Raw genomic sequence first — 23800 nt, 5'->3', positions numbered from 1 at the left:
GAGTTTCCGTTTTTTTTATATATTTTGAATTTCATTCGGGTTGTGTTTGTGTTTAAAAAACAATGCAAACAAAACAGCCACCACAAAAGAATAAGTCGCAAATGTTAGCCAGATTCCTTGCCAATCTTTCAATAAAACTTCGTTGCTTAACACTCCGCTTTCATTAATATTTACTCTAAAAGAATCTTTTAAAATAGTTAGAAATGTTGGGTTATCAGCTGTTGTATTCAATTCTGCAGCTAAATCTGTAGCCGATGTAAACGATTTTGTAAAGTATTTGTCAATCGCCCAGCCGGCAACATTACTTCCTATAACTGCTCCAAAACCGTTGGTCATCATCATAAATAATCCTTGAGCCGATGAACGAATTTTAGCATTTGTATTGGTTTCAACAAACAATGATCCAGAAATATTAAAGAAATCAAACGCCATTCCGTAAACAATACACGAGAAAAGTATCATCCATAAACCCGTTGCAGGGTCTCCGTAAGCAAACAAAGCAAATCGTAAAACCCAAGCTAGCATTGATATAATCATTACTTTTTTAATTCCATATCGTTTCAAGAAAAACGGAATTGCCAAAATAAACAACGTTTCAGATATTTGAGAAACCGACATGATTATGGTAGAATATTTCACTACAAAAGAATCTGCATACTGCGGAAAATGTTTGAATTCATCTATAAAAACATCCCCATAGGCATTGGTTAACTGTAACGCACCACCCAAAAACATTGAGAATATAAAGAACAATGCCATTTTATAATTACCGAACAATTTAAAGGCATTTAACCCCAACTGTTCTGTTAACGGCGCATTTTTATCGATTAATCGCTGTGGTGGACATTTAGGTAATGTAAAAGCATACAATCCTAACAAAACTGCAGATACACCTGCAATGTAAAACTGTCCTTCTGTTGCTTTGTTTCCCGATAGATTTACCAACCACATTGCCGCAATAAAACCTACTGTTCCCCAAACACGCACTGGTGGAAAATCTTTAATAACATCGAACCCTTTATTTTTTAAAATGGTGTATGATATAGAATTATTCAGCGCAATTGTAGGCATGTAAAAGCACATTGCCAAAAGCATCACATAAAAAAACGAAGATGGATTATCTACCTGTGGCAGATAAAACAGTACCAATCCGTATAAAATATGAAGCAAACCGTACAAACGTTCAGCATTTATCCAACGATCGGCAATAATTCCGGTAAGTGTAGGCACAAAAATAGATGCAATACCCATGGTTCCAAAAACGGCTCCGAATTGGGTTCCATCCCACTGTTTATCGCCAAACCAATAATTACCAATTGTTATTAACCAAGCTCCCCAAACAAAAAACTGCAGGAAATTCATAGCTATTAATTTCGATTTTATGCCCATTTGTATCGTTTTGAATAAAAAAGTGTGTAAAAGTATTAATTTTTAACGGTAAGAAAAAACCTAAACAACATTTATGGCTTTATGTGCCAAATCTAAAATCATATTAAATTGTTGGTCTTTGCTCAGGTTTGAATTATCAATCATTACAGCATTTTCTGCAACAATTAAAGGAGAATCTTCTCGGGTAGAATCGATTTTGTCGCGCTCTTCTACATTTTTCAGCACCTCATCAAAAGTAATATCAGTCGATTTTTCCTGCATTTCTAAAAATCTGCGTTCTGCTCTAATTTCTGCCGAAGCTGTCATAAAGATTTTTAATTCAGCATCAGGAAAAACAACGGTTCCAATATCACGACCATCCATTACAACACCTTTATCAATGCCGTATTTTTTTTGCTGTTGAACCAATTTTGTTCTAATTGCAGAAACTTCGGCAATTTTACTTACAAAATTCGATACTTCGATCGATCTGATTTTATCTTCTACATTTTCATCGTTCAGATAAATTTCGGCAAAACCCAAACCTTCATTAAACTTAAACGATAAAAAAACATGATTTAAATTAGCGACCAATTGGTCGGCATCAAAAGAATCAGAAGAAATAAAACCTTGCTGCATGGCAAACAAGGTTACGGCACGGTACATAGCACCGGTATCGATATAAATATAATTTAAGGCTTTTGCCAGCTGTTTTGCCAGCGTGCTTTTTCCGGTTGATGAATGACCATCAATAGCTATGGTTATTTTTTTCAAAACAATTTATTTTATCTGCAAAAATATTACAGTTTAACCGATAAGCCAAACAAATTGGTGTTTCCTGCCAATGTAAAGCGGTTGTATGCGTATTCTATTCTAAAACGTTTCACTTGTAAGCCAAAACCTGCTGTAAAACCTGCAAAACTGCGTTGTTCTACCAATTTCATTTCTTCGCCGTTTTTAAAGTTGTATCCTAAACGAATGTTGAAGTTTTTTTCGGGAAACAGTTCGATACCAACCACTACATGTCGCATAAGATTGTTACCAAAACCAACTTTTTCTTCGGTTACGTTATTTTCTAAATCGACTTGCGAACGGTTTGGGTTTGAAAACGAAATATCCCATTTCTGCAGATTATCTAACGTTAAATGCCAACGAATTGGTACATTTTCTAATAATTTACTGAAACCTAAAACAACTTCGAACGGTAAACTTTCGCGCGTATCTTCGTAGCTAGACAATTGTCCACCCAAGTTTTTAGCAGTTAAACCTACAGCCCAACCTGTTTCGGGATCATTGTACAAACCACCGATATCTGCTGCAACAGCAAACGAATTATAACTTTCTAAAGTTGATGAAATAGCTTTAATGTTCGCTCCGACAGAAAAATTGGTATCTTGAAAAGGATGCGCGTAACCAACTGAAACCGCGATATCGTTACCTGAGAACGATCCAGTTGTGATACCGTTTTCATCGTAACCATCCATAGATCCGTAATTTAAAAAAGTTACGCCCACATGAAAGTTACGTCCGTTTTTAAATTTGTGTGCATAAGCTGCCGATCCCAAACTTGTATCGCCGTAATATCTACCAAAATTTACTACCAGCATGTTGTTCATTTCGTCGCTTAACGATGCCGGATTATATAGTACCTGATTTACTTCGTTCGTTATGGTTACGTTGCTACCGCCTAACGCCGCTTGTTTGGGCGATGTTGGCATTTGTAAAAACTGATAAGCGTTTTTATCGCCTACCTGCGCGGTTGCGGTTGTTAATGTTATTAAAGAAACTAAAGTTAATAGTTTACGCATGTTTAGTTGAATTACATGAAAACGAATATATAACTTTATAACGACAGAATAAAAAAAATGGTATGTTTTCGTTTAACATTCTTCATTTTATTTTGAAAAATATTTATGATATTAATTTTGTATTTTTATACGTGCTTTTTTTAGATCTTGTTCTAATTGTTGAATTGTGCAATTGAGATTTTTGATTTCGATTATAAAAGGAGTATTGTATGAGCGTTTATACATCATTAGATTGATTTTTAATAACGGATTTTTCACTCTCTTTAAATATTCATGTTCATTCTTTACAAAGATTAAAATAAAGTTATTCTTTTTCAGATTTTTAGTTTGAATCTTAATGATATCTTTAAAATAAATTATTCCACAATTAGTCAAATTGCTTTTATTAATTATTCCTTCTTTAAGTATTTTAAATCCATAACTACTACCAAATAATGTAATATGCCCTATTAAAAAAATGACAGATGTAATAACGCCCAAAATGCCTATTAGTTTTATAATTAAGATATTTCTATAAATACTAGAAACGAAAAAAGTTGGAAAAAAAAGAAACAGCGTCCCAACAATCCCAAATAGAAACATTAAAAGACACATTTTTAAAATATTACTTTTATTCACTTCATAAATTATAAAATCTTTTTCCATTTATTACTGATATCAACAACTACTAATATAACAAAAAAAGCCAATACATTTCTGTATTGGCTTTTGTAATCAATTTATATTTCAATTAAGCTTCTTTAACAGTAAGCTCTTTTGCATTTTTAACCTTTTGATTTGTCAATGCTAAATCAATAACTTCGGTCATTTTATCTACGTAATGAAACGTTAATCCTGCTAAATATTCCGGTTTTATCTGATCGATATCGCGTTTATTTTCTTTACAAAGAATTATTTCTTTAATATTTGCACGTTTTGCAGCCAATATTTTCTCTTTAATACCGCCAACCGGAAGTACTTTTCCACGTAAGGTAATTTCACCGGTCATTGCAACATTTTTCTTGATTTTTCGCTGGGTAAAACTCGAAACCATTGATGTTAGCATAGCAATACCTGCAGAAGGTCCATCTTTTGGTGTTGCACCTTCTGGTACGTGAACGTGAATTTTGTATTTTTCAAACACTTTAGCATCAATTCCAAACAAATTACTGTTCGATTTAATGTATTCCAATGCAATCGTTGCCGATTCTTTCATTACATTACCCAGATTTCCGGTCATTGTAAGCGTTCCTTTTCCTTCCGAAAGTATCGACTCTATAAACAAAATATCACCACCAACGCGTGTCCAAGCCAAGCCTGTAACCACACCAGCAACATCGTTTGTTTCGTATTTATCGTAATCGTATTTAGGTGCGCCTAAAATTTTCACGATATCTTCTTCGGTCATTTTTTCGTTGTACTCTTCCTCTAAAACAATCGATTTTGCAATATTTCGAACAATCGTTGCAACTTCTTTATCTAACCTGCGCACACCCGATTCACGCGTATATTTGGTAACGATAAACTCCATAACCTTTTTAGAAATACTGATTATTTTTGCATCTAAACCGTGTTCCTTCAATTGTTTTGGAAGCAAATGTTGTCTTAAAATCTCGGTTTTTTCTTCAATAGTATAACCGTTCATTTCAATAACTTCCATACGATCCAACAACGCAGGCTGAATGGTATTTAAGCTGTTTGATGTGGCAATGAACATTACTTTTGAAAGATCAAAGCCCAATTCTACGAAATTATCATAGAATTCTTTGTTTTGTTCCGGATCCAACACTTCTAACATTGCACTTGACGGATCACCCTGATTACTGCTTGAAAGTTTATCGATTTCATCTAAAACAAACACCGGATTTGATGTTTTTGCCTTTTTTATCGATTGAATGATACGCCCAGGCATAGCTCCGATATAGGTTTTACGGTGTCCGCGAATTTCGGCTTCGTCACGTAAACCACCTAACGAAATACGAACATACTCACGACCCAATGCTTTTGCAACCGATTTTCCGATAGATGTTTTACCGACACCCGGCGGACCATACAAACATAAAATGGGCGATTTCATATCGTTTCGAAGTTTTAAAACAGCCATGTGTTCAATTACACGACGTTTAACATCTTCTAACCCGTAATGATCTTTATCTAAAATCTTTTTGGCGTTTTTAAGATCGAATTTATCTTTTGTATATTCGTTCCAAGGTAATTCCAATAAAAGTTCCAGGTAATTTCTTTGGATCGAAAACTCTGCAACCTGTGGATTCATACGCTGCATTTTGCTTAATTCCTTATCAAAATGCTCCTTAATTTTAGTATCCCACTTTTTAGATTTCGCTTTTGTGCGCATTTCTTCGAATTCCTGCTCATGCGAAACGCCGCCCAATTCTTCCTGAATGGTTTTTATTTGCTGATGTAGGAAATATTCTTTTTGCTGCTGATCTAAATCGATACGGACTTTAGTTTGAATATCGTTCTTTAAATTCAGTTTCTGAAGTTCGGTATTCATTCTGCGCAGCGTTTCCAGCGCACGTTCCTTTAGATCATTTTTTTCTAAAAGCGCTTGCTTATCTTCTACATCAAGATTTAAGTTTGATGAAACAAAGTTTACCAAAAACGAATCACTTTCGATGTTTTTAAGCGCAAAAGCAGCTTCTGAAGGAATATTCGGGTTTTCACGAACAATTTCCTGCGCCGTTTCTTTAATGGTTTCAATGATGGTTTTGAACTCTAAATCGTCTGTATTTGGTTTTGCATCTTCTGCTTCAACAACTTTTGCTTTTAAATAAGGTTCTTCCTGAATAATTTCATCAATTGCGAAACGCTTTTTACCTTGTAAGATTACGGTAATGTTACCATCGGGTAATTTTAAAGTCTTTAAAATTTTAGCAACAGTACCAAATCTGTAAACATCATTTCCACCAGGAATTTCAACTTCTTCGTTAAGTTGGGCAACAACTCCGATTGTTTTATTTCCTTCTAAAGCTTCGTTAATTAATTTAATAGATTTGTCGCGACCTGCCGTAATAGGAATTACAACACCCGGGAACAAAACCATGTTGCGTAAAGGTAATATGCTAAGTTCTGTAGGGATTTCTTCTTTGTTCATTGCCTCTTCGTCTTCCTGCGAAAACAACGGAATAAATTCTGCGTTTGAATCTAAATCTTGAAGTGACAAATTGTCTAATGATATAATTTTTTCGTGTGACATAAATATTTTATAAGTCAAAATGTCATTATAAAAGATAAATAACATTTTAAAACATTAAGTTCGTATGTATTTCTAACTAAGTACTTAATGTTTCAATATTTATGCCAATAAAAAAACCTTACGTTGGTAAGGTTTTATATTTTTTCTATTTTAGTAATGTAAGTAATTAAAGTTTCCTTTAGTTATACGTTGTGGTTGTAAGTCTATATCTTGTGTTTCCTCTGTTGGTTCTTGTGGAAAAAGAATATAATCAAAATTACCATTCATGTATTCTGCAGTTCCGTTAACATGTGTAATGTTTCCGTAACCAGCATTTTGATTTTCTGCTGCAAAAGAGGTTGAATAACTAACCCATACTTTATCAAATTTACCTTCTTCTTCAGCAGGTGTGTATTCTTGAACTTGTAAAGAAGCCATACTGGTAAGGTTGCTTGGATTATCAATACTTAAAACAGTAGGGAAATTAGCAACTGCTAAAGAGCTAAAATTAATTTCTAAATTAGCTGCTTTATAACGAATTTCAGGATTTGAGGTGTCATCTTGATTTACTAAAGATAAACGCGCATAAATAGATACCCCATTACCTGTAAAACCAACTTCTACTTTATCAGTTACAACCGTTTCTTTAGAATTTAAATCAAAACTAAGAATTGGGGTTCCTGTTAAACTATCATCCTTTACTTTTTCATCTATAGATTCTGTTTCACATGAAGCAAAACCAGTTGCCAAAACTACAGATGCCAAAATATATTTTAATTTTTTCATAAGATTTAGTAAGAATGTTAAATTTATCCAAATATAAAATTATTTTTTTTACATACGAAAGTATTTGTAAAAATATTATTTATTTTAACTAACTGCTTGTTTTTTTGCTGTTTTTATCAATAAAATAATACCTATTGCAAAGAACACAACCAAAAATAAAATTGCATTTTGCATTTTTCCTGTAATTTGAGCTATTACTCCGTAAATTAACATTCCAATTACGATTCCTATTTTTTCGGTAACGTCATAAAAACTAAAAAACGAAGTTGTATCTGTTGTTTCGGGCAGTAATTTTGAATAGGTAGATCGTGAAAGTGACTGTATTCCGCCCATTACTAAACCAACCATTGCTGCAACTATGTAAAATTCTATTGGCTTTACAACGAAATAAGCACATATACAGATAAAAATCCACGCGGTATTTATAACAATTAATGCATAAATATTACCGATACGTTTTGATAATTTTGATGTAAGAATCGCTCCAACCACTGCAATCAATTGAATTAGAAGGATACTTACTATTAACCCCATTTGTCTTTGATCGTTATCTTCCCATTGAACTTCCTTCTCACCAAAATAAGCAGCAATAATCATAACAGTTTGTACTGCCATGCTGTAAACAAAAAAGGCACTTAAATATCCTTTTAAAACGGGGTATTGCTTTAATTCATTAAAAATTCGTTTTAATTCTGTGAAACCCGAAAAGAAAGCTTGTGTACTTATTTTCTTTGAATTTCTGAAATTAGGCAACAATCTGTATGATATCTGACTGAAGCCTAACCACCAAATTCCAACCAAAACAAAAGAGAATTTCATTGCTTGCATAGGTCCATCAAACCCGAAAAGTTCACTTTTCATAACCATTGCCAAATTGATTATAAGTAAAATTACCGAACCAATGTATCCTAACGAATACCCTTTTGCAGAAACAGCATCTTGTTGTTCAGGGTAAGCAATATCGGGCAAATAAGAATTGTAAAAAACCAAACTTCCCCAAAAACCAATTAACGCCATCATATAAAAGAACAGACTTAAATATAGGTTGTTTAAATCGAAAAAGTAAAGCATCATACATGAAATAGATCCTACGAAGCAAAACAATTTCAAGAAAAAATTTTTGTTACCTAAATAATCTGCAACACCTGATAAAAGCGGAGAAATAAAAGCTATTATTAAAAAACCAATGGCAGTTACGTAACTTATAATTGATTCACTTGGAGTTTCGATACCAAAAAACGAAGCAGATTCTTTATCTTCTAACCTAAATAATGCTCCATAAAACAATGGAAATATAGAAGATGATATTACTAAAGCATATACAGAGTTTGCCCAATCGTAAAAAGCCCAAGCGTTAAGAACTTTTTTGTCGCCTTTAATATGTGTTTTCATAAAGAAGAAGTAAAAAGGCAGTTTAATTACTGCCTTTTAAATGTATTTAATATTTTTTACCAAATTTGGTAGCTTCAGCTTTTGCTTCGGGAATTAATCTTTGAATATCGGCAATACGTGTTTTATCACTTGGGTGCGTACTTAACAATTCGGGTGTTTTACTACCGCCTTGCGATGACATACGTTGCCAAAAACCAATAGCATTATCAGGATTGTAACCTGCAATTGCCATTAACATTAATCCTAAACGGTCTGCTTCAGATTCATCACCTCTACCATAAGCTAACATTGCCAAGTTTGATCCGGTTCCGTACAACAATCCTAATCCTTGCTGTACTGCTGCCGAACTACCAGATGTCGCTGCACCTAAACCTTGTGCTACACCTGCTTGAATTAAGGCTTTATCCATACGTTTGCGGCTATGACTTAATAATGCATGTGCAACCTCGTGCCCCATTACTGTTGCTAAACCAGCTTCGTCTTTAGTTACAGGCATAATTCCTGTAAATACAGCAATTTTCCCGCCAGGCATACACCAAGCGTTAATTTCTTTACCTTGAACTAAATTGTACTCCCACTTATAAGAAGCTATTTGGTTTTGTGCTCCTTTAGATGCCATCCATTTTACTGCGGCATCTTTAATTTTTGCACCAACATTCTGTACTTTTGTAGCATCGGCAGTACCTGTAATAACTTTATTCTCCTTTAAAAAGGTAGTATATTGTTGATACGCCATAGGTATTAACTGTTCATTTTCATTTGTTAACGCCAATCCCTTTTTTCCTGTTAATGGATTGGTAGCACACGCCAGCATTAAAGCTGCTACGCTGCATAGTACTAATAATCTTTTCATAGCTATATAATTTAATCTTTAAATTTTTCTAAAATTATAAAATATTCCCAAGAATACCTTTTAACTTTGTGTACAAAAATATAAAATATGGCACAAAAACAAGCAAAAGTTTTAGAAGTTCCACGTTATATCAAAAATACATCGAAAGTTTTACAAGCGCTTAATAAAAATTTAGCGGCTGCATTTGCATTAAAATTATTTGAAACCCCTATTAAATATAAAACTCCTAAAAGAGAACAAAAAATGTTCGAGGTTTCTCATAAATCAAAAATATTATTACCTAAATGTGGTAAAGAAATAATGGTTTATGAAAATAAGTTCGGTTCTAAAAAAGTATTACTTGTTCATGGTTGGAATGGTCGCGGTACACAATTGGTATCAATAGCAAAGGCTTTTAAAGAATTAAATTATACCATTATTAGTTTTGATGCTCCTGGGCATGGAAACAGTCCAAAATCAGCATCGAACATGAAGGATTTTATTGAAGCTATTTTTGAATTAGATAAAAAACACAATGGTTTCGATGTTATGATTGGTCATTCATTAGGCGGAATGAGTGTTATAAACTCTTTAGGTCGAGGTTTGCAAACCGATAAAGCAGTAATTATAGGAAGTGGAAACACTACAAAAGCCATTACCGAAGATTTTTTAAATACTATTAGTATGAGCAAAAAAATTACACCTGTACTAATTAATTTGTTCGAAAGAAAGTATAATGATAAAATGAATAATTACGATGTTGCCGAAAAAGCCTTAAAAGTGTATGTTCCCGTTTTAATTATTCATGACAAAAATGACAAAGACGTGCCTTTTACTGCTGCAGAAGCAATTTCAGCAAACCTGCAAAACAACGAATTATTAATAACTACCGGTTTAGGTCACAGAAAAATTTTAGGAGATGAAAAAGTTATCGAAAAAATTATACAGTTCGTTACCAGTTAAAATATTTTGGATATTTTTATGTATACAATTTATAAGCTGTAAAGAACACAACGCCAACGCACAAACCCAAACAACAAAAGCTATGACAGAAAAAGATTGGAAAGAAAAACTAACACCCGAAGAATATTATATTTTACGCGAAAAAGGTACAGAAAGACCTTTTAGTGGCAAATACAATGATTTTTTTGAAAAAGGATCTTACGTTTGTGCTGCTTGCGGAAACAAACTATTTAATTCTGATGCAAAGTATGATTCTTCATGCGGGTGGCCTTCATTTGATAAAGCTATAGAAGGGTCGGTAGTTTACACAAAAGATACCACGCACGGAATGATTCGTACCGAAGTTACTTGTGCAAAATGCAAAGGGCATTTAGGGCATGTTTTCGATGATGGTCCCAAAGACACCACAGGAACACGTTATTGTATGAATTCTGTTTCCATGAAATTTATTCCTGCAGATTAATACATCAACTTAATATCTTTTAAGTTATAACATTTTAAATCGTCATTTTCTAGCTGTAAAACCAGCTGACCATGGCGATTTACTTGTTTTATAATACCGTTGAATAACGTTCCGTCTTTATTTTCAAAAGTACTTACAACATCTTTTTTAAATAAGTAGTTGTGATAGTAATTCCATTCATCATCAGATTGATCATCTAAATCAATTAAACTCTTTTTTATATTATCAACAATCGCAGTTAGCAATTCTTCTTTATTTGGAATGATATCATACTGCTTTAAAATAGACGATGCTTGCGGAAATCCTTCAAAATTTGTCTGTTTACAATTAATTCCAATACCAATTACCGAACTTATACTGCCATTAGCATGAATGTTATTTTCAATTAAAATGCCTGCAATCTTCTTGTTGTATGACAAAATGTCGTTTGGCCATTTTACATAAATATTCGTTAAATTTAAAGAAAACAAAGCCTTTAAAACAGCGTTGGCAACCAATACATTCAGGTTAAATAAATTATCAATCGAAGTATTATTTTCTTTTAAATAGATACTAAACGTTAGGTTTTTAGCATCTTCTGTAACCCAAACACTACCCATTTGTCCTTTACCTTGCAACTGTACGTTTGCCCAAACAACAGTAAAGTTCTCTAAAACCGATGTGGCTGACAGTTTCTTTAAGAAATCGTTAGTGGAAGATGTGGCACTGAGTTTGATTAAATACATTATAAATACTATCTTTAGAACAAAATTACTTTATAAGACAATACAATTTAATAAATTTGCAATAAATTAAGTACAAAATACATACATGAACGAAAACAAAAAGAATAATGAGGCTTTATTAGCCCTTATCATTGAAGGAATAGAAAACGTAAAAGGAGAAAATATTACCATTTTAGATTTAAGAGACATAGAAAATACCGCTTGTGATTATTTTGTAATATGCGACGGAAATTCTAACACACAAGTTAACGCTATTTCAGGATCTGTACAACGTACCGTATCAAAAGAAATAAAAGATAAACCTTGGCACGTAGAAGGCTCTGAACAAGCAAATTGGGTTTTAATGGACTATATAAATGTGGTAGTTCATGTTTTTCAAAAAGAAACCCGTGAATACTATAATATTGAAGATCTTTGGGGCGATGCTAAAATTACCCAAGTAACTTCTAACCAATCAATCCAGTAACAAATTTTATGAAAAATCCCGTAAACAATAAGCCAAAGTACAATCCTTGGATGCTTTATGGCGGCATTATATTTATACTTTTTGCTATTTCACTAACCACAGGCGGTGGTGGTTTTGGCGATGGTAAAACAATTGGCTTATCTAAATTTTATGAATATCTAGATAAAAGTCAGGTAGAAAAAGTTGTTTTTAACAACTCATCTGCACAAGTATATTTAAACGAAGCTGTTAAAAAAACCGCAGAACACAAAAAAGAAAACAAGCCGACTTTATTAAGCTCTATGTCTACTGGACCTGATTATGTCGTAGAAATTGCTAATAAAGATTTATTCGAAGAAAAATTAGTACAAGCTACTAGCGAAGGAAAATTAAAAGAATTTACAACCGAGAAAGAAAGTAATTTTGGATCGATACTTTTATCCTTACTACCTATTATTTTAATTATTGCTTTCTGGTTCTTCATGATGCGCAGAATGAGTGGCGGTGCCGGCGGTGGCGGTGGCGGACAAATATTTTCTATAGGAAAATCTAAAGCTCGTTTGTTTGATGAAAAGAACGACATTCGCGTAACCTTTAACGATGTTGCCGGATTAGTTGGCGCAAAAGAAGAAATTCAAGAAATTGTAGAGTTCTTAAAAAATCCAGAAAAATATACATCTATCGGAGGTAAAATTCCTAAAGGTGCCTTATTAGTTGGACCTCCAGGAACAGGAAAAACATTACTTGCCAAGGCAGTTGCTGGTGAAGCACAAGTACCTTTTTTCTCTTTATCAGGATCTGATTTTGTTGAAATGTTTGTAGGTGTAGGTGCATCTCGTGTACGTGATTTATTTAAACAAGCTAAAGAAAAATCGCCTGCCATTATTTTTATCGATGAAATTGATGCTATTGGTAGAGCCAGAGGAAAATCGAACTTTTCAGGATCTAATGACGAACGTGAAAACACACTGAACCAATTACTTACCGAAATGGATGGCTTTGGTACAAACACCAACGTAATTGTTTTAGCTGCAACAAACCGAGCTGAAATTTTAGATAAAGCTTTAATGCGTGCCGGACGTTTTGACAGACAAATTTATGTTGATTTACCAGACGTTAATGAACGTAAAGAAATATTTATTGTTCACCTAAAAAACATTAAAAAAGTAGACAACCTTGATGTTGACTTTTTATCAAAACAAACACCAGGTTTCTCTGGTGCAGATATTGCAAACGTTTGTAACGAAGCAGCTTTAACCGCTGCACGTAAAGGTAAAACAGAAGTAGACAAGCAAGACTTTTTAGACGCTGTTGACCGTATTGTTGGTGGATTAGAAAAGAAAAACAAAATTATTACCCCAGAAGAAAAATATGCTATTGCTATACACGAAGCTGGTCATGCAACCGTTTCTTGGTTAACAGAACACGCTGCGCCATTGGTTAAAGTTACTATTGTTCCACGTGGTATGAGTTTAGGTGCTGCATGGTATCTACCAGAAGAGCGCCAAATTGTGCGAACAGAACAAATGTTAGACGAAATGTGTGCAACCATGGGCGGTAGAGCTGCAGAAAAAGTAATCTTCGATAAAATTTCAACAGGTGCTTTAAGTGATCTTGAAAAAGTAAACAAACAAGCACGTGCAATGGTTACCATCTACGGTTTAAATGATTCATTAGGAAATATTACATACTATGATTCATCCGGGCAAAGCGAATATAATTTTTCTAAACCTTATTCAGAAGAAACTGCAAAATTGATCGACAAAGAAATTTCAGGATTAATTGAAGGGCAATATCAAAGAGCAATTACATTATTGACAGAAAATAAAGATAAATTAATTCAGCTTGCGGACTTACTTTGTGAAAAGGAAGTAATTTTTAGAGAAGATTTAGAAGATATTTTTGGAAAACGTACCTTCGACAACAAAGAGATTATCGATGTTACTACCGAAAACGAGTCTGAAGTTATTTAAAATAAGCACTTTAGCTTACAATACAAAAACTTGGTTTAGCCTTTAGTTAAACCAAGTTTTTTTTTATCTTTGAAGATAATACCAAAGTGTACTTTTTAAATTGCCAATGAATATATTTAAAAAAATTTTAAGTAGTTTTACTTCTCCTCGTCAAAATAATAACGATGAGGAAAGCAAGTATCTGCCTGAAAAAGAAACTCCTGTAGACGAACAGTTTACTTACAACTTTAAGATAAATGGCGGCAAGTTTTTATATTGTGAAAATGATGAAGAGCTTGAAGATAACTTTATAAGTATTTTACAAGAAAATGATTGGTTTGAAATTGAAGCTTTAACCTTTGAAAAAGGACTTCAACATTTTTTATCAGACAATAAACTAAATTATAAAAACCCTATAAACCCTATATTTTTACTAACAAGTTGCGAAAGTTTAATTGCACAAGACGGATCGATCCTGTTCTCGTCTAAACAACTATATCATTACAAACCAAACGAGTTACCTAAAAACATTATAGTAGTTGCAAAAGCAAGCCAGATTACACGTTCTAAAAGCGATGGTTTACGTAATATAAAAATACGTTACGCTAATGAAATCCCAACAAACATTACAACCATGCAGCATTTTAAAGAAAGTAAAAATGATGATTTTTTGCAATATGGAATACAAGCAAAAAACTTTTACCTATTGTTACTAGAAGATTTTTAAAGTATGAATGAAGTTACAAAACGTACCCTTTCGGGAATTGTTTATATTGCACTATTAGTTGGTGCAATTTTATTTTCAAAAGATACTTTTCTTATTCTTTTTGTACTTATTTTTATGGTAGCAGTTTACGAATTTTGTAAACTATATAAAATAAACCAAATAGCTGGTTACTTAATTTCATTAGCTATTTCGGTTTCGTTCTTTTTGCTTGATAATACTCCGGAAAACATTTTCTACTTAATAGGTTTACCGTTTTCTATCTATTTAATTTTTGATCTTTTTAAAAATAAAAGTTTTACACAGCCAACAAATTTTATAAAATATCTGCATTTAGTTGGCTATGTAGTACTTCCTATTCTAATTATTACACAACTACCCTATTATAACCAACAATATACACCCTTGTTATTATTAAGTATCTTTATAATGATATGGTGTAACGACACTTTTGCTTATATTTGTGGCAAACTTTTAGGTAAACACAAGCTTTACGAAAAAATATCGCCAAAAAAAACAATTGAAGGTTTTATAGGCGGTGTAGTGTTTACCCAAGTTGCAGCATTTATTTTATTTAAATACACCGGAATTCAAGCAACTTTGCCATTTTGGATGCTTCTTGCCTTAACAATAAGTGTAATTGGTACCATAGGCGATTTGGTAGAATCTAAATACAAAAGACAAGCTGGTGTAAAAGACAGTGGAGCAATTATGCCTGGGCACGGCGGTATTTTAGACCGGTTAGACAGCATTTTATTTGCTGCACCATTTTTATTTTTAATTTATAAAATTATTATCTAATGTTTCATAAAGAAGGCGCTAAAATTATTTTATTCTCACTTTTAATTGCAGTTTCTATTATATTGGGGGTTGAATATTTAATTTCTATTCCTTGGTTGGTAAAAGTTGTACAAATAGTTACTTTATTGTTTTTGGTAATTGTACTTCAGTTTTTTAGAAATCCAAAAAGAACATTAGACGATATTGCCGATCATTTGATATTGGCTCCTGTAGATGGTAAAGTAGTTGTAATAGAAGAAGTTTACGAACCAGAATATTTTAAAGACAGACGTTTAATGGTATCTATTTTTATGTCGCCTATAAACGTACACGTTACCAGATATGCTTTAAACGGAATGGTTACTTATAGCAAATACCACCCAGGTAAATATTTAGTAGCATGGCATCCTAAGGCAAGTGAAGAAAACGAACGTACCACCATTGTTATAGATAATCCTGTATACGGAGAAGTTATGTACCGCCAAATTGCCGGTGCATTGGCAAAAAGAATTGTAAATTATGCAAAAGTTGGTCACAGAGTTAATCAGGGTGAAGACGCAGGATTTATAAAATTTGGTTCACGTGTGGACTTGTATCTTCCTTTGGGAACAAATGTAAACGTAGTTTTAAATCAAAAAGCACGCGGAAACAAAACGGTAATCGCCAATAAATAAATGTCACAAAATACCGATCAATTATTTAAAGAAGCTTTTGAAAAAGCATCTGAAACAATTATTAAATTACCGCCAGATATACGCTTGCGCTTATATGCCTATTATAAACAAGCAACGTTAAATTATTCTCATGATTTTGTATATAAAGAGGTAGATCTTATTAGAGGTTTTAAATTTAATGCTTGGAAACAAGTAACACATTTAACACAAGAAGAAGCTAAAATTTTGTATATTGACCTTGTAAAATCATTAAAGCTATAAATTGTATGAAAAGAAACATTTTATTACTAACAACAATTACTTCTTTATTATTATTTAGTTGTAAAAATAAAGAAGAAATGACAGAGGTACAAGTACCAAGTGCTACAGCTACAGATTCTATCCCAGCAAAAGGAGATCCAAAATCGGTAGTAGCTAATCAAGGTGCTTTTCAAATGAAAGGTTTAAATTACGGTTACAACGATTTAGATCCTTATATGGACGGACAAACCGTTGAAACACATTATGGTAAGCATCATTTAGGATACTGCAATAAATTAAACGATGCTGTTAAAGGAACACCTTTAGAAACAATGTCTATTGAGGAAATCTTAAAAGGGATGGATCTTAAAAATAGTGCGTTGAGAAATAATGCAGGTGGTTACTATAATCACAATATTTTTTGGGAAATTATAGGACCAAAAGCAGGCGGACGTCCAACAGGTAAAGTTGCCGAATTAATTAATAAAGATTTTGGAAGTTTCGATCAATTTAAAACTCAGTTTACCGATGCCGCAAAAGGAGTATTTGGTTCGGGCTGGGTTTGGTTGGTATATCAGAACGATGGTACATTGAAAATCACTACATCAATCAATCAAGATAATCCGTTAATGCCAAATGCAGAAGTTAAAGGATATCCTTTAATGAATATTGATGTTTGGGAACACGCTTACTACTTAAAATATAAAAACGAACGACCTAAATATATTGAAAACTTCTGGCAGTTGGTTGACTGGAGTAAAGTGGAATATAGATTATCGTTAATCAAATAAAAACAAAAACGAGATTCATTGCGAATCTCGTTTTTTTATTAAAAACACTGTGGATTTCCCGAAATAAATAGTTGCAAACTCGATGGTGATAAATACGGAATATCTAAATTTAAACCTCGTATAATCAATAAACATCCTGTGAATATTAAAAATACCGGCACAGCCTTTTTAAATTTATTTTTAAAGTTGTTTGTAACCCAATTTCCCATTAAAACCAAAAGCGAAAGTAACGGAATAGTTCCTAAACCGTACCATAACATAAACAAGCCACCGTATAAACTACCTTGCGTTGCAGTAGCGCCAAATAGTGCCATATAAATCATTGCACAAGGCAACAAACCATTTAACATACCCATAATAACAAATGATACAGGTGTTTTTTTACGAATATAAGTACCAAATGTATTCTTAAATTTTATATATGCTTTAGAATTTGGGCTTAATACCAAATTTTGCATTTTTTTTTCATTAAAAAAAAGCACACCAAGTATTAAAAGTATCCCTAAAATTATTGAAACATTTTGTTGAAACCCGGCTATGAACAAACCTTTACCTACAGTTCCAAAAACAACACCTAATACTACATAAACACTTATTCTGCCTAAATGATACAATAATATTGAAGCTGTTTTTTTTGTAGTATTAAATTGATGTACTGGTAATGCTAAAGCTATTGGTCCGCACATTGCAACACAATGCAAACTACCTAATAAACCTAACAGTAACGGAATTATCATTATAAAACTAAAATTTGTTGTTTTAAGTATGCTGTGTTTTTATATGTAAAATCTATTGTAATATCCCAACGACCGTCTACCAAGCGAGATTTAGGTATAAGCAAATGATTGGAAGTCAATTCTAAAGGAATTGTCTGATCAAAGGCTTGGTTAGACGGTCTGTAAAGGGATACTCTGCCATTAATTTCTGTTGCATTAAAATGTTCAGGAAAAAAAACCTCGATACCTTTTTCGGTTGTTTTTACATATAAATTTTCTCCTAAATCAACAGCATTTTCTTGTTTTAAGCGGTTGCCGTTAATTTCAGCTTCTTTTTGGTAATATTGTTCTGTTACCAATTCATTATCATAACGTGCATACATTTGTACACGAATAACATATTGCAGTATAAATATCATAAAGGCTGCAATACCTATAACTATGCCTGTTCCCCAATTAAATTTCATTTGTTCAAGTTTTAGTTTTTCTTTTTTTTTATCATTGAACTAACATATATCATTAAAAATTGTCATTCTTAATGGAATCGAAGAATCTATATATTCTGAAAAAGATTCCTGCTTCGTTGGATTGACAACATTCATTTCAATTTTGATATATGTTAGTATTCAAATTTTCTATTCTAATTAAAACTTCGCGGTCCTAAAAAGTTGGTTTTGGTATGATCTATTAATTCATTGTTATTATAGATTTCTAGCTGAACTTCGGTTTTATCACTTTTAAGTAAAGCCTGCGGAATTTCTATAAATAACGTACCCTGAATCATTTGTTCTTTAGGTATAATGATTGATTTTTTTCCAACTAAATCAATCTTACCTTCCGGATGTACAAGTTTAATAGTCACATTCTCGAAATTACGAGCTGTTTTATTTACAATTTTATAAGTGTACACATTGCTAATATTTTCTCCTTTATGTTCAAACAACTGCCCTGGTAAACGCAATACTTTGGCTTCAACATCGCTTCGTAAAAAAAGCAATCCGGTTAAAATACCCATTAATATTAATAAAACGGCAGAGTAACCTTTCATTCTGGCAGTGAATACAAACTTCTCTTTTTTGTCAATTTCAACTTCTGATGCGTATCTAATTAAACCTTTTGGCAGGTTTACAGATTCCATCATAAAATCGCAAGCATCAATACAAGCGGTACAGTTTACACATTCTAACTGTGTGCCGTTACGAATATCAATCCCTGTTGGACAAACTTGTACGCATTGTGCACAATCAATACAATCGCCTAGTCCCTTTTCTGTTCTGTTTTCATTCTTTTTAAACTTTGCCCTACCCTTTTCTGATTCACCACGTTTATAATCGTAAGCTACAACAATAGACTTTTCATCAAGTAAAACACCTTGTAACCTTCCGTATGGGCAAGCAATAATACAAACCTGTTCACGAAACCATGCAAATACAAAATAAAAAACTGCTGTAAAAACAATTAGTGATATAAAGGTTGATATATTTACAAATGGTCCATGTTTTACCATAGCCAAAACTTGATCTGAACCAATAAGGTAGGCAAGAAAAACATTTGCTATTACAAAAGATATAATAAAAAACACAAACCATTTTAATGCTTTTTTTCTTATTTTTTCGGCATTCCATTGTTGCTTGTTTAACCTTATTTGTGCTCCGCGATCACCTTCTATCCAATATTCAATTCGTCTAAAAACCATTTCTAAAAAAATAGTTTGCGGACAGATCCATCCGCAAAAAATTCTTCCGAAAACAACAGTAAATAGTGCTACAAATACGACACAAATAATTATTGCAATAACTACTATGTAAAAATCTTGTGGCCAAAATGTAAAGCTGAAAATTGAAAATTTACGCTCTAAAACATTAAATAAAAAAAGTTGATTTCCGTTTATTTTAATGAAAGGCGAAACCATTAAAATTACCAATAGTAAATAACTTACAATTTTGCGTAAATCGTAAAACTTACCCGATGGTTTTTTTGGATACACCCAAATTCTTTTACCCTCTTTATCAACAGTACCTAATCTGTCTCTAAAATTGCTATCTTCATTAATCATTTCTAAGATCTTTTAAATTTAGTTTAAATAACCACAGCCCTTTTATAGAAGAGCTGTGGAAGAAAAATAAAACTAAAAACTCTCCAAATTTGGTTGGAAATTATTATGCATCCGGTGCACTTGCTTGTTTTACTGCTAAGCTGTCTGTGGCAACAGTTGTACTAGCCGGATTGTTTGTAACTTTATCACCTTCGGGTGCTTTACCGTCTGCAGGGTTTTTGCCCTGTAATGATAAAATATAACTTGATACTTTTTGTATATCACTTGGTTTAATTTGTTGTTTCCAAGCAACCATTCCTTTACCATCGCGACCACCTTCCATAATAGTATTAAAAATTTCTTTTACATCGCCGCCTAATATCCAATACTCATCTGCCAAATTTGGCCCAATACCTCCACCACCATCGGCACGGTGGCAAGCCACACAATTAGCATCGTAAATAGCTTTTCCGGCAGCAATATCGCCAGCATCAGTCAATAGAATAACTTTATCTGCAGTAAGTAAATCAGGAGCCGTTTTTTTATATTCTTCGATATCTTTTTGTGCAATTGCTAATTCTTTTTCTAATTCTTGGAATTGATTATCGCCACCAAATAAATGATACTTTCCAAGATAAATCACACTAAAAATAATAGTCGCATAAAAAAGGTACACCCACCATGGTGGTAAATCGTTGTCTAATTCTTTAATTCCATCGTAATCATGATCTAACTCTATCTCTTTTTCACTAGTAATAGGTTTAGTTTTGGTTAACTTTTGTAAAAGATTTTTTACAAATGGTATTTGCGATATAGGCAAATTTTCTAATCGTTCCTTTTCAGCTCGTTCTTCTGGCGTCATTAGCTGATTAATGATGTTATTTGATGCACTTGCTACAATTTCTAGCGCTATTATCACTAATAACACTAATGCTAAAAGCAACATTACAGATGGGTAAGCTATTATTGCAGGTTTATCACCAGAATCTATAAAATATTCTAACAGACCATAACAGGTGAAAAATATCAGTGGAACACGGACGTATACTGGAAAAAATCGTTTCATAACTATAAATTCGTATTGGTTTGATTTTCGTTTTCGTTATCATTTTGTAAAGGCAACCTACTTATTTCGTTTATTACACTTTTTTTGTAAGTAAAAACCCAAACAATTAATCCTGTAAAAAATAAAAAGAATATTAGTAAGGCTATTATTGGATATATTTCAATTCCTGAAATAGTTTCCATATTGTGTTTAATAAATTTTAACATAACATTCTATTTATTTTCTTTTACCTTAATATCGGTTCCTAAACGTTGTAAATATGCAATTAAAGCAGTGATTTCACGATCGCTCATTGGAACAAACTTTTCACCATTTGCTTGTGCTGTCTTTTTACTTGCTTCATAAGATTTTACGAAATCAGGATCGTTCTTTAAATTATCTTCTATTTGCTGTGCTTGTTGTTTCATTGTAGCTTTAGCATTGGCAATATCTTCATCGGTATAAGGAACTCCTAATTTTTGTAATACACGCATTTTATTCTCGGTATCGGCAATGTTCATTTCTTTGTTGTCGAACATCCATTTATAACCCGGCATTATAGAACCTGGTGAGGTACTTTGCGGATCGTACATGTGATTAAAATGCCAGTTATCTGAATATTTTGCACCTAAACGGTGTAAATCTGGACCTGTTCGTTTTGATCCCCATAAAAATGGATAATCGTATACATATTCGCCTGATTTTGAATATTCGCCGTAACGTTCTACTTCACTTCTAAACGGACGAATCATTTGTGAGTGACAACCCACACAACCTTCACGTATATATAAATCACGTCCTTCTAGTTCTAATGGTGTGTAAGGTTTTACGCTTGATATGGTTTGAATATTAGAATCGACCACCAATGTAGGTACAATTTGGACAATTCCTCCAATTAAAATAGCTATGGTTGCTAAAATGGTTAATTGAATTGGTTTACGTTCTAACCAAGCATGAAATCTTTCTCCTTTTACACGAGTTGGAGATATACGAACCAATTCTGGAGCTTCTGCCAACTCATCTTCAACCTGTGGTGCAGCCGTCATTGTTTTATAAATGTTGTACACAAGAACCAAAATACCAATTAAGTATAACGATCCGCCTATAGCACGCATTGCATACATTGGCATAATAGCTGTTACAGTTTCTAAGAAGTTACCATATTTTAAAGTTCCGTCTGGATTAAATTGTTTCCACATCATGTGCTGACTGAAACCTGCAACATATAAAGGAATAGTATAAAGAATGATTCCTAAAGTTCCAATCCAAAAATGGAAATTTGCTAGTTTTTTAGAATATAATTCTGTTTTTGCAATTCTTGGCAACAACCAATACATAACAGCAAATGCCATAAATCCATTCCAAGCTAAAGCCCCAACATGCACGTGTGCTACGATCCAGTCTGTATAATGCGCAATAGCATTTACGTTTTTAAATGATAACATTGGTCCTTCAAACGTAGCCATACCATAACCTGTAATTGCTACTACAAAGAATTTTAAAACAGGTTCTGTACGTACTTTATCCCAAGCTCCACGAAGTGTTAATAAACCGTTGATCATACCACCCCAAGATGGTGCCAGAAGCATTACAGAAAATACTACACCTAAATTTTGAGCCCATTCTGGTAATGATGTGTACAATAAATGGTGTGGTCCTGCCCAGATATATAAAAATATTAACGACCAGAAGTGAATAATAGATAATCTATAAGAATAAACAGGACGGTTTGCAATTTTGGGTAAAAAGTAATACATAAGACCCAAAAACGGTGTTGTTAAGAAAAATGCTACCGCATTATGACCATACCACCATTGTACTAAAGCATCTTGCACCCCTGCGTAAACCGAATACGATTTCCACATATTTACAGGCAATTCTATATTGTTAAAAATATGCAGAACTGCAACCGTAACAAACGTTGCCAAATAAAACCAAATAGCAACATACAAGTGACGTTCTCTACGGTTTAATATGGTCATAATCATATTTATACCAAAAACTACCCATACTACTGCAATGGCAATGTCTATAGGCCACTCTAATTCGGCATATTCTTTAGATGAAGTATAACCTAACGGTAAAGTAATTGCTGCTGCTACAATAATTAACTGCCAACCCCAAAAATTAATATTACTTAAAAAATCGCTATACATTCGCGTTTTAAGTAAACGTTGTAACGAATAGTAAACCCCCGCAAAAATGGTATTTCCTACAAAAGCAAAAATTACCGCATTGGTGTGTAAAGGTCTTAACCTTCCAAAACTTAACCACGGAATATTATCTGTGATGTTTGGAAATATAAACATAACTGCTAAAAGCAATCCTACAAGCATACCAACAACTCCAAAAAGAATTGCCGCATACAGAAACTTCTTAACAATTTTGTTGTCGTAATAAAATTGTTGCACTTCCATAAATAATAATTAATTTGATTGTTTTTTTGTTTTTCTTTCTTTTTTCTCTTTGATTTCATCATCGAAAAGCATCCTCACAGACGGAGTATACTGATCATCGAACTGTCCGCTTTTAACAGATTTTATGAAGAGTATCATAAAAACGGCAGCTACAAATATGCTAATGCATATTAAAATATAAATTACGCCCATACCTTAAATCTTTGTACAAAACTATAATTGGCAGATTAAATAAAATATGATAAATGTCAGTTTGAAAATTTAATTACTGACCAAAGTTTTTTAATATACATTAATTGTATGTTTAATTCCTTAGGAATTGTATTTAAACCTATTTTTTAGACAAAATATAAAAAGGAGCTCAAAATTATATTGAACTCCTTTTTATATAAGTACTCTCAACCTATACTAACCCATAGTGCATTATTAAACGAGATTAATTTTTAGGTTGTTAATATTTCTGTCGAAT

Annotated in this window: 25 protein-coding genes; 9 read left to right on the top strand and 16 right to left on the bottom strand. The window is 32.8% G+C overall.

The window, feature by feature from the left end:
* Positions 1–15 precede the first annotated feature (15 nt).
* From EG242_RS03010 to EG242_RS02975, 8 genes are all read right to left on the bottom strand, one after another.
* Entirely contained in the window at positions 16–1389 is a 1374-nt protein-coding gene (locus EG242_RS03010; protein ID WP_124898442.1) for a nucleoside permease, read from the bottom strand.
* Between the two features lie 60 nt (positions 1390–1449).
* Positions 1450–2142, bottom strand: a complete 693-nt coding sequence (gene cmk / locus EG242_RS03005) for a (d)CMP kinase (protein ID WP_124898441.1) — start codon at positions 2140–2142, stop codon at positions 1450–1452.
* A 26-nt stretch (positions 2143–2168) separates the two neighbouring features.
* Entirely contained in the window at positions 2169–3176 is a 1008-nt protein-coding gene (porQ, locus tag EG242_RS03000; protein ID WP_124898440.1) for a type IX secretion system protein PorQ, read from the bottom strand.
* A 111-nt stretch (positions 3177–3287) separates the two neighbouring features.
* Positions 3288–3821, bottom strand: a complete 534-nt coding sequence (locus EG242_RS02995; protein ID WP_124898439.1) for an STM3941 family protein — start codon at positions 3819–3821, stop codon at positions 3288–3290.
* 85 nt (positions 3822–3906) lie between these two features.
* Positions 3907–6372: an endopeptidase La gene (gene lon, locus EG242_RS02990; RefSeq protein ID WP_124898438.1), complete on the bottom strand. Its 2466-nt coding sequence runs from the start codon at positions 6370–6372 to the stop codon at positions 3907–3909.
* Between the two features lie 150 nt (positions 6373–6522).
* Positions 6523–7137, bottom strand: coding sequence for a hypothetical protein (locus tag EG242_RS02985; protein WP_124898437.1), 615 nt, complete (start codon positions 7135–7137; stop codon positions 6523–6525).
* An 84-nt stretch (positions 7138–7221) separates the two neighbouring features.
* On the bottom strand, positions 7222–8529 hold the full coding sequence (locus tag EG242_RS02980; protein ID WP_124898436.1) for an MFS transporter: 1308 nt from the start codon (positions 8527–8529) through the stop codon (positions 7222–7224).
* A gap of 46 nt (positions 8530–8575) precedes the next feature.
* The gene (locus tag EG242_RS02975; RefSeq protein WP_124898435.1) at positions 8576–9382 is read right to left on the bottom strand and encodes a M48 family metallopeptidase; all 807 of its coding nucleotides are present in this window, start codon (positions 9380–9382) and stop codon (positions 8576–8578) included.
* Between the two features lie 87 nt (positions 9383–9469).
* Here EG242_RS02975 and EG242_RS02970 point away from each other — a divergent pair, with 87 nt between their 5' ends.
* Together EG242_RS02970 and msrB are read left to right on the top strand one after the other, a co-directional pair.
* Complete coding sequence (locus EG242_RS02970; RefSeq protein ID WP_124898434.1) at positions 9470–10324, top strand: alpha/beta hydrolase family protein; 855 nt, start codon at positions 9470–9472, stop codon at positions 10322–10324.
* The gene (gene msrB, locus EG242_RS02965; RefSeq protein ID WP_124898433.1) at positions 10281–10787 is read left to right on the top strand and encodes a peptide-methionine (R)-S-oxide reductase MsrB; all 507 of its coding nucleotides are present in this window, start codon (positions 10281–10283) and stop codon (positions 10785–10787) included. The genes EG242_RS02970 and msrB overlap by 44 nt, the downstream gene beginning before the upstream one ends.
* Here the strand turns inward: msrB and EG242_RS02960 are convergent.
* Positions 10784–11512: a biotin--[acetyl-CoA-carboxylase] ligase gene (locus EG242_RS02960; RefSeq protein ID WP_124898432.1), complete on the bottom strand. Its 729-nt coding sequence runs from the start codon at positions 11510–11512 to the stop codon at positions 10784–10786. The two genes, msrB and EG242_RS02960, sit on opposite strands and share 4 nt — an antisense overlap.
* Positions 11513–11597: 85 nt before the next feature.
* Between EG242_RS02960 and rsfS the strand changes: the two genes are divergently transcribed.
* The 7 genes from rsfS (at position 11598) to EG242_RS02925 (ending at position 17118) form a co-directional block, all read left to right on the top strand.
* A complete protein-coding gene (gene rsfS, locus EG242_RS02955) occupies positions 11598–11978 on the top strand; it encodes a ribosome silencing factor (RefSeq protein ID WP_124898431.1) in 381 nt (126 codons plus the stop codon).
* 8 nt (positions 11979–11986) lie between these two features.
* The gene (gene ftsH, locus EG242_RS02950; RefSeq protein WP_124898430.1) at positions 11987–13930 is read left to right on the top strand and encodes an ATP-dependent zinc metalloprotease FtsH; all 1944 of its coding nucleotides are present in this window, start codon (positions 11987–11989) and stop codon (positions 13928–13930) included.
* 106 nt (positions 13931–14036) lie between these two features.
* Complete coding sequence (locus EG242_RS02945; protein ID WP_124898429.1) at positions 14037–14636, top strand: LUD domain-containing protein; 600 nt, start codon at positions 14037–14039, stop codon at positions 14634–14636.
* Positions 14637–14639: 3 nt separating this feature from the next.
* Positions 14640–15434, top strand: a complete 795-nt coding sequence (locus tag EG242_RS02940) for a phosphatidate cytidylyltransferase (protein WP_124898428.1) — start codon at positions 14640–14642, stop codon at positions 15432–15434.
* Complete coding sequence (locus EG242_RS02935) at positions 15434–16087, top strand: phosphatidylserine decarboxylase family protein (RefSeq protein WP_124898427.1); 654 nt, start codon at positions 15434–15436, stop codon at positions 16085–16087. The genes EG242_RS02940 and EG242_RS02935 overlap by 1 nt, the downstream gene beginning before the upstream one ends.
* On the top strand, positions 16088–16348 hold the full coding sequence (locus EG242_RS02930) for an acyl-CoA-binding protein (RefSeq protein WP_124898426.1): 261 nt from the start codon (positions 16088–16090) through the stop codon (positions 16346–16348).
* Between the two features lie 5 nt (positions 16349–16353).
* A complete protein-coding gene (locus EG242_RS02925; RefSeq protein ID WP_124898425.1) occupies positions 16354–17118 on the top strand; it encodes a superoxide dismutase in 765 nt (254 codons plus the stop codon).
* Positions 17119–17156: 38 nt separating this feature from the next.
* Here the strand turns inward: EG242_RS02925 and EG242_RS02920 are convergent, their stop codons facing one another.
* From EG242_RS02920 to ccoS, 7 genes are all read right to left on the bottom strand, one after another.
* Positions 17157–17855 carry a sulfite exporter TauE/SafE family protein gene (locus EG242_RS02920; RefSeq protein WP_124898424.1) on the bottom strand — a complete coding sequence of 233 codons (699 nt, stop codon included), beginning with the start codon at positions 17853–17855 and terminating at the stop codon, positions 17157–17159.
* A complete protein-coding gene (locus EG242_RS02915; protein ID WP_124898423.1) occupies positions 17855–18301 on the bottom strand; it encodes a FixH family protein in 447 nt (148 codons plus the stop codon). Before EG242_RS02915 ends, EG242_RS02920 begins: the two co-directional genes overlap by 1 nt.
* A 173-nt stretch (positions 18302–18474) precedes the next feature.
* Positions 18475–19890 carry a cytochrome c oxidase accessory protein CcoG gene (ccoG, locus tag EG242_RS02910; RefSeq protein ID WP_124898422.1) on the bottom strand — a complete coding sequence of 472 codons (1416 nt, stop codon included), beginning with the start codon at positions 19888–19890 and terminating at the stop codon, positions 18475–18477.
* Between the two features lie 103 nt (positions 19891–19993).
* Positions 19994–20935 carry a cbb3-type cytochrome c oxidase N-terminal domain-containing protein gene (locus EG242_RS02905; protein ID WP_124898421.1) on the bottom strand — a complete coding sequence of 314 codons (942 nt, stop codon included), beginning with the start codon at positions 20933–20935 and terminating at the stop codon, positions 19994–19996.
* Between the two features lie 2 nt (positions 20936–20937).
* Positions 20938–21141 (bottom strand): CcoQ/FixQ family Cbb3-type cytochrome c oxidase assembly chaperone, encoded by a 204-nt coding sequence (locus EG242_RS02900; RefSeq protein WP_124898420.1) that lies wholly within the window; start codon positions 21139–21141, stop codon positions 20938–20940.
* A 6-nt stretch (positions 21142–21147) separates the two neighbouring features.
* Positions 21148–23331: a cytochrome-c oxidase, cbb3-type subunit I gene (ccoN, locus tag EG242_RS02895; protein WP_124898419.1), complete on the bottom strand. Its 2184-nt coding sequence runs from the start codon at positions 23329–23331 to the stop codon at positions 21148–21150.
* 9 nt (positions 23332–23340) lie between these two features.
* Positions 23341–23523, bottom strand: coding sequence for a cbb3-type cytochrome oxidase assembly protein CcoS (gene ccoS, locus EG242_RS02890; protein WP_124898418.1), 183 nt, complete (start codon positions 23521–23523; stop codon positions 23341–23343).
* Between the last annotated feature and the right edge of the window lie 277 nt (positions 23524–23800).

It is taken from the genome of Paenimyroides viscosum, assembly GCF_003858535.1.
Lineage (GTDB): Bacteria > Bacteroidota > Bacteroidia > Flavobacteriales > Flavobacteriaceae > Flavobacterium > Flavobacterium viscosum.
This window is presented reverse-complemented; position numbering and strand designations above follow the sequence as displayed.

Excerpts from the sequence above, each read along its gene's own strand:
- EG242_RS03010 (WP_124898442.1), bottom strand. The coding sequence starts at position 1,389 with ATGGGCATAAAATCGAAATTAATAGCTATGAATTTCCTGCAGTTTTTT.
- porQ (WP_124898440.1), bottom strand. The coding sequence starts at position 3,176 with ATGCGTAAACTATTAACTTTAGTTTCTTTAATAACATTAACAACCGCA.
- EG242_RS02995 (WP_124898439.1), bottom strand. The coding sequence starts at position 3,821 with ATGGAAAAAGATTTTATAATTTATGAAGTGAATAAAAGTAATATTTTA.
- lon (WP_124898438.1), bottom strand. The coding sequence starts at position 6,372 with ATGTCACACGAAAAAATTATATCATTAGACAATTTGTCACTTCAAGAT.
- EG242_RS02985 (WP_124898437.1), bottom strand. The coding sequence starts at position 7,137 with ATGAAAAAATTAAAATATATTTTGGCATCTGTAGTTTTGGCAACTGGT.
- EG242_RS02980 (WP_124898436.1), bottom strand. The coding sequence starts at position 8,529 with ATGAAAACACATATTAAAGGCGACAAAAAAGTTCTTAACGCTTGGGCT.
- EG242_RS02975 (WP_124898435.1), bottom strand. The coding sequence starts at position 9,382 with ATGAAAAGATTATTAGTACTATGCAGCGTAGCAGCTTTAATGCTGGCG.
- EG242_RS02970 (WP_124898434.1), top strand. The coding sequence starts at position 9,470 with ATGGCACAAAAACAAGCAAAAGTTTTAGAAGTTCCACGTTATATCAAA.
- msrB (WP_124898433.1), top strand. The coding sequence starts at position 10,281 with ATGAAAAAGTTATCGAAAAAATTATACAGTTCGTTACCAGTTAAAATA.
- EG242_RS02960 (WP_124898432.1), bottom strand. The coding sequence starts at position 11,512 with ATGTATTTAATCAAACTCAGTGCCACATCTTCCACTAACGATTTCTTA.
- rsfS (WP_124898431.1), top strand. The coding sequence starts at position 11,598 with ATGAACGAAAACAAAAAGAATAATGAGGCTTTATTAGCCCTTATCATT.
- ftsH (WP_124898430.1), top strand. The coding sequence starts at position 11,987 with ATGAAAAATCCCGTAAACAATAAGCCAAAGTACAATCCTTGGATGCTT.
- EG242_RS02945 (WP_124898429.1), top strand. The coding sequence starts at position 14,037 with ATGAATATATTTAAAAAAATTTTAAGTAGTTTTACTTCTCCTCGTCAA.
- EG242_RS02940 (WP_124898428.1), top strand. The coding sequence starts at position 14,640 with ATGAATGAAGTTACAAAACGTACCCTTTCGGGAATTGTTTATATTGCA.
- EG242_RS02935 (WP_124898427.1), top strand. The coding sequence starts at position 15,434 with ATGTTTCATAAAGAAGGCGCTAAAATTATTTTATTCTCACTTTTAATT.
- EG242_RS02930 (WP_124898426.1), top strand. The coding sequence starts at position 16,088 with ATGTCACAAAATACCGATCAATTATTTAAAGAAGCTTTTGAAAAAGCA.
- EG242_RS02925 (WP_124898425.1), top strand. The coding sequence starts at position 16,354 with ATGAAAAGAAACATTTTATTACTAACAACAATTACTTCTTTATTATTA.
- EG242_RS02920 (WP_124898424.1), bottom strand. The coding sequence starts at position 17,855 with ATGATAATTCCGTTACTGTTAGGTTTATTAGGTAGTTTGCATTGTGTT.
- EG242_RS02915 (WP_124898423.1), bottom strand. The coding sequence starts at position 18,301 with ATGAAATTTAATTGGGGAACAGGCATAGTTATAGGTATTGCAGCCTTT.
- ccoG (WP_124898422.1), bottom strand. The coding sequence starts at position 19,890 with ATGATTAATGAAGATAGCAATTTTAGAGACAGATTAGGTACTGTTGAT.
- EG242_RS02905 (WP_124898421.1), bottom strand. The coding sequence starts at position 20,935 with ATGAAACGATTTTTTCCAGTATACGTCCGTGTTCCACTGATATTTTTC.
- EG242_RS02900 (WP_124898420.1), bottom strand. The coding sequence starts at position 21,141 with ATGTTAAAATTTATTAAACACAATATGGAAACTATTTCAGGAATTGAA.
- ccoN (WP_124898419.1), bottom strand. The coding sequence starts at position 23,331 with ATGGAAGTGCAACAATTTTATTACGACAACAAAATTGTTAAGAAGTTT.
- ccoS (WP_124898418.1), bottom strand. The coding sequence starts at position 23,523 with ATGGGCGTAATTTATATTTTAATATGCATTAGCATATTTGTAGCTGCC.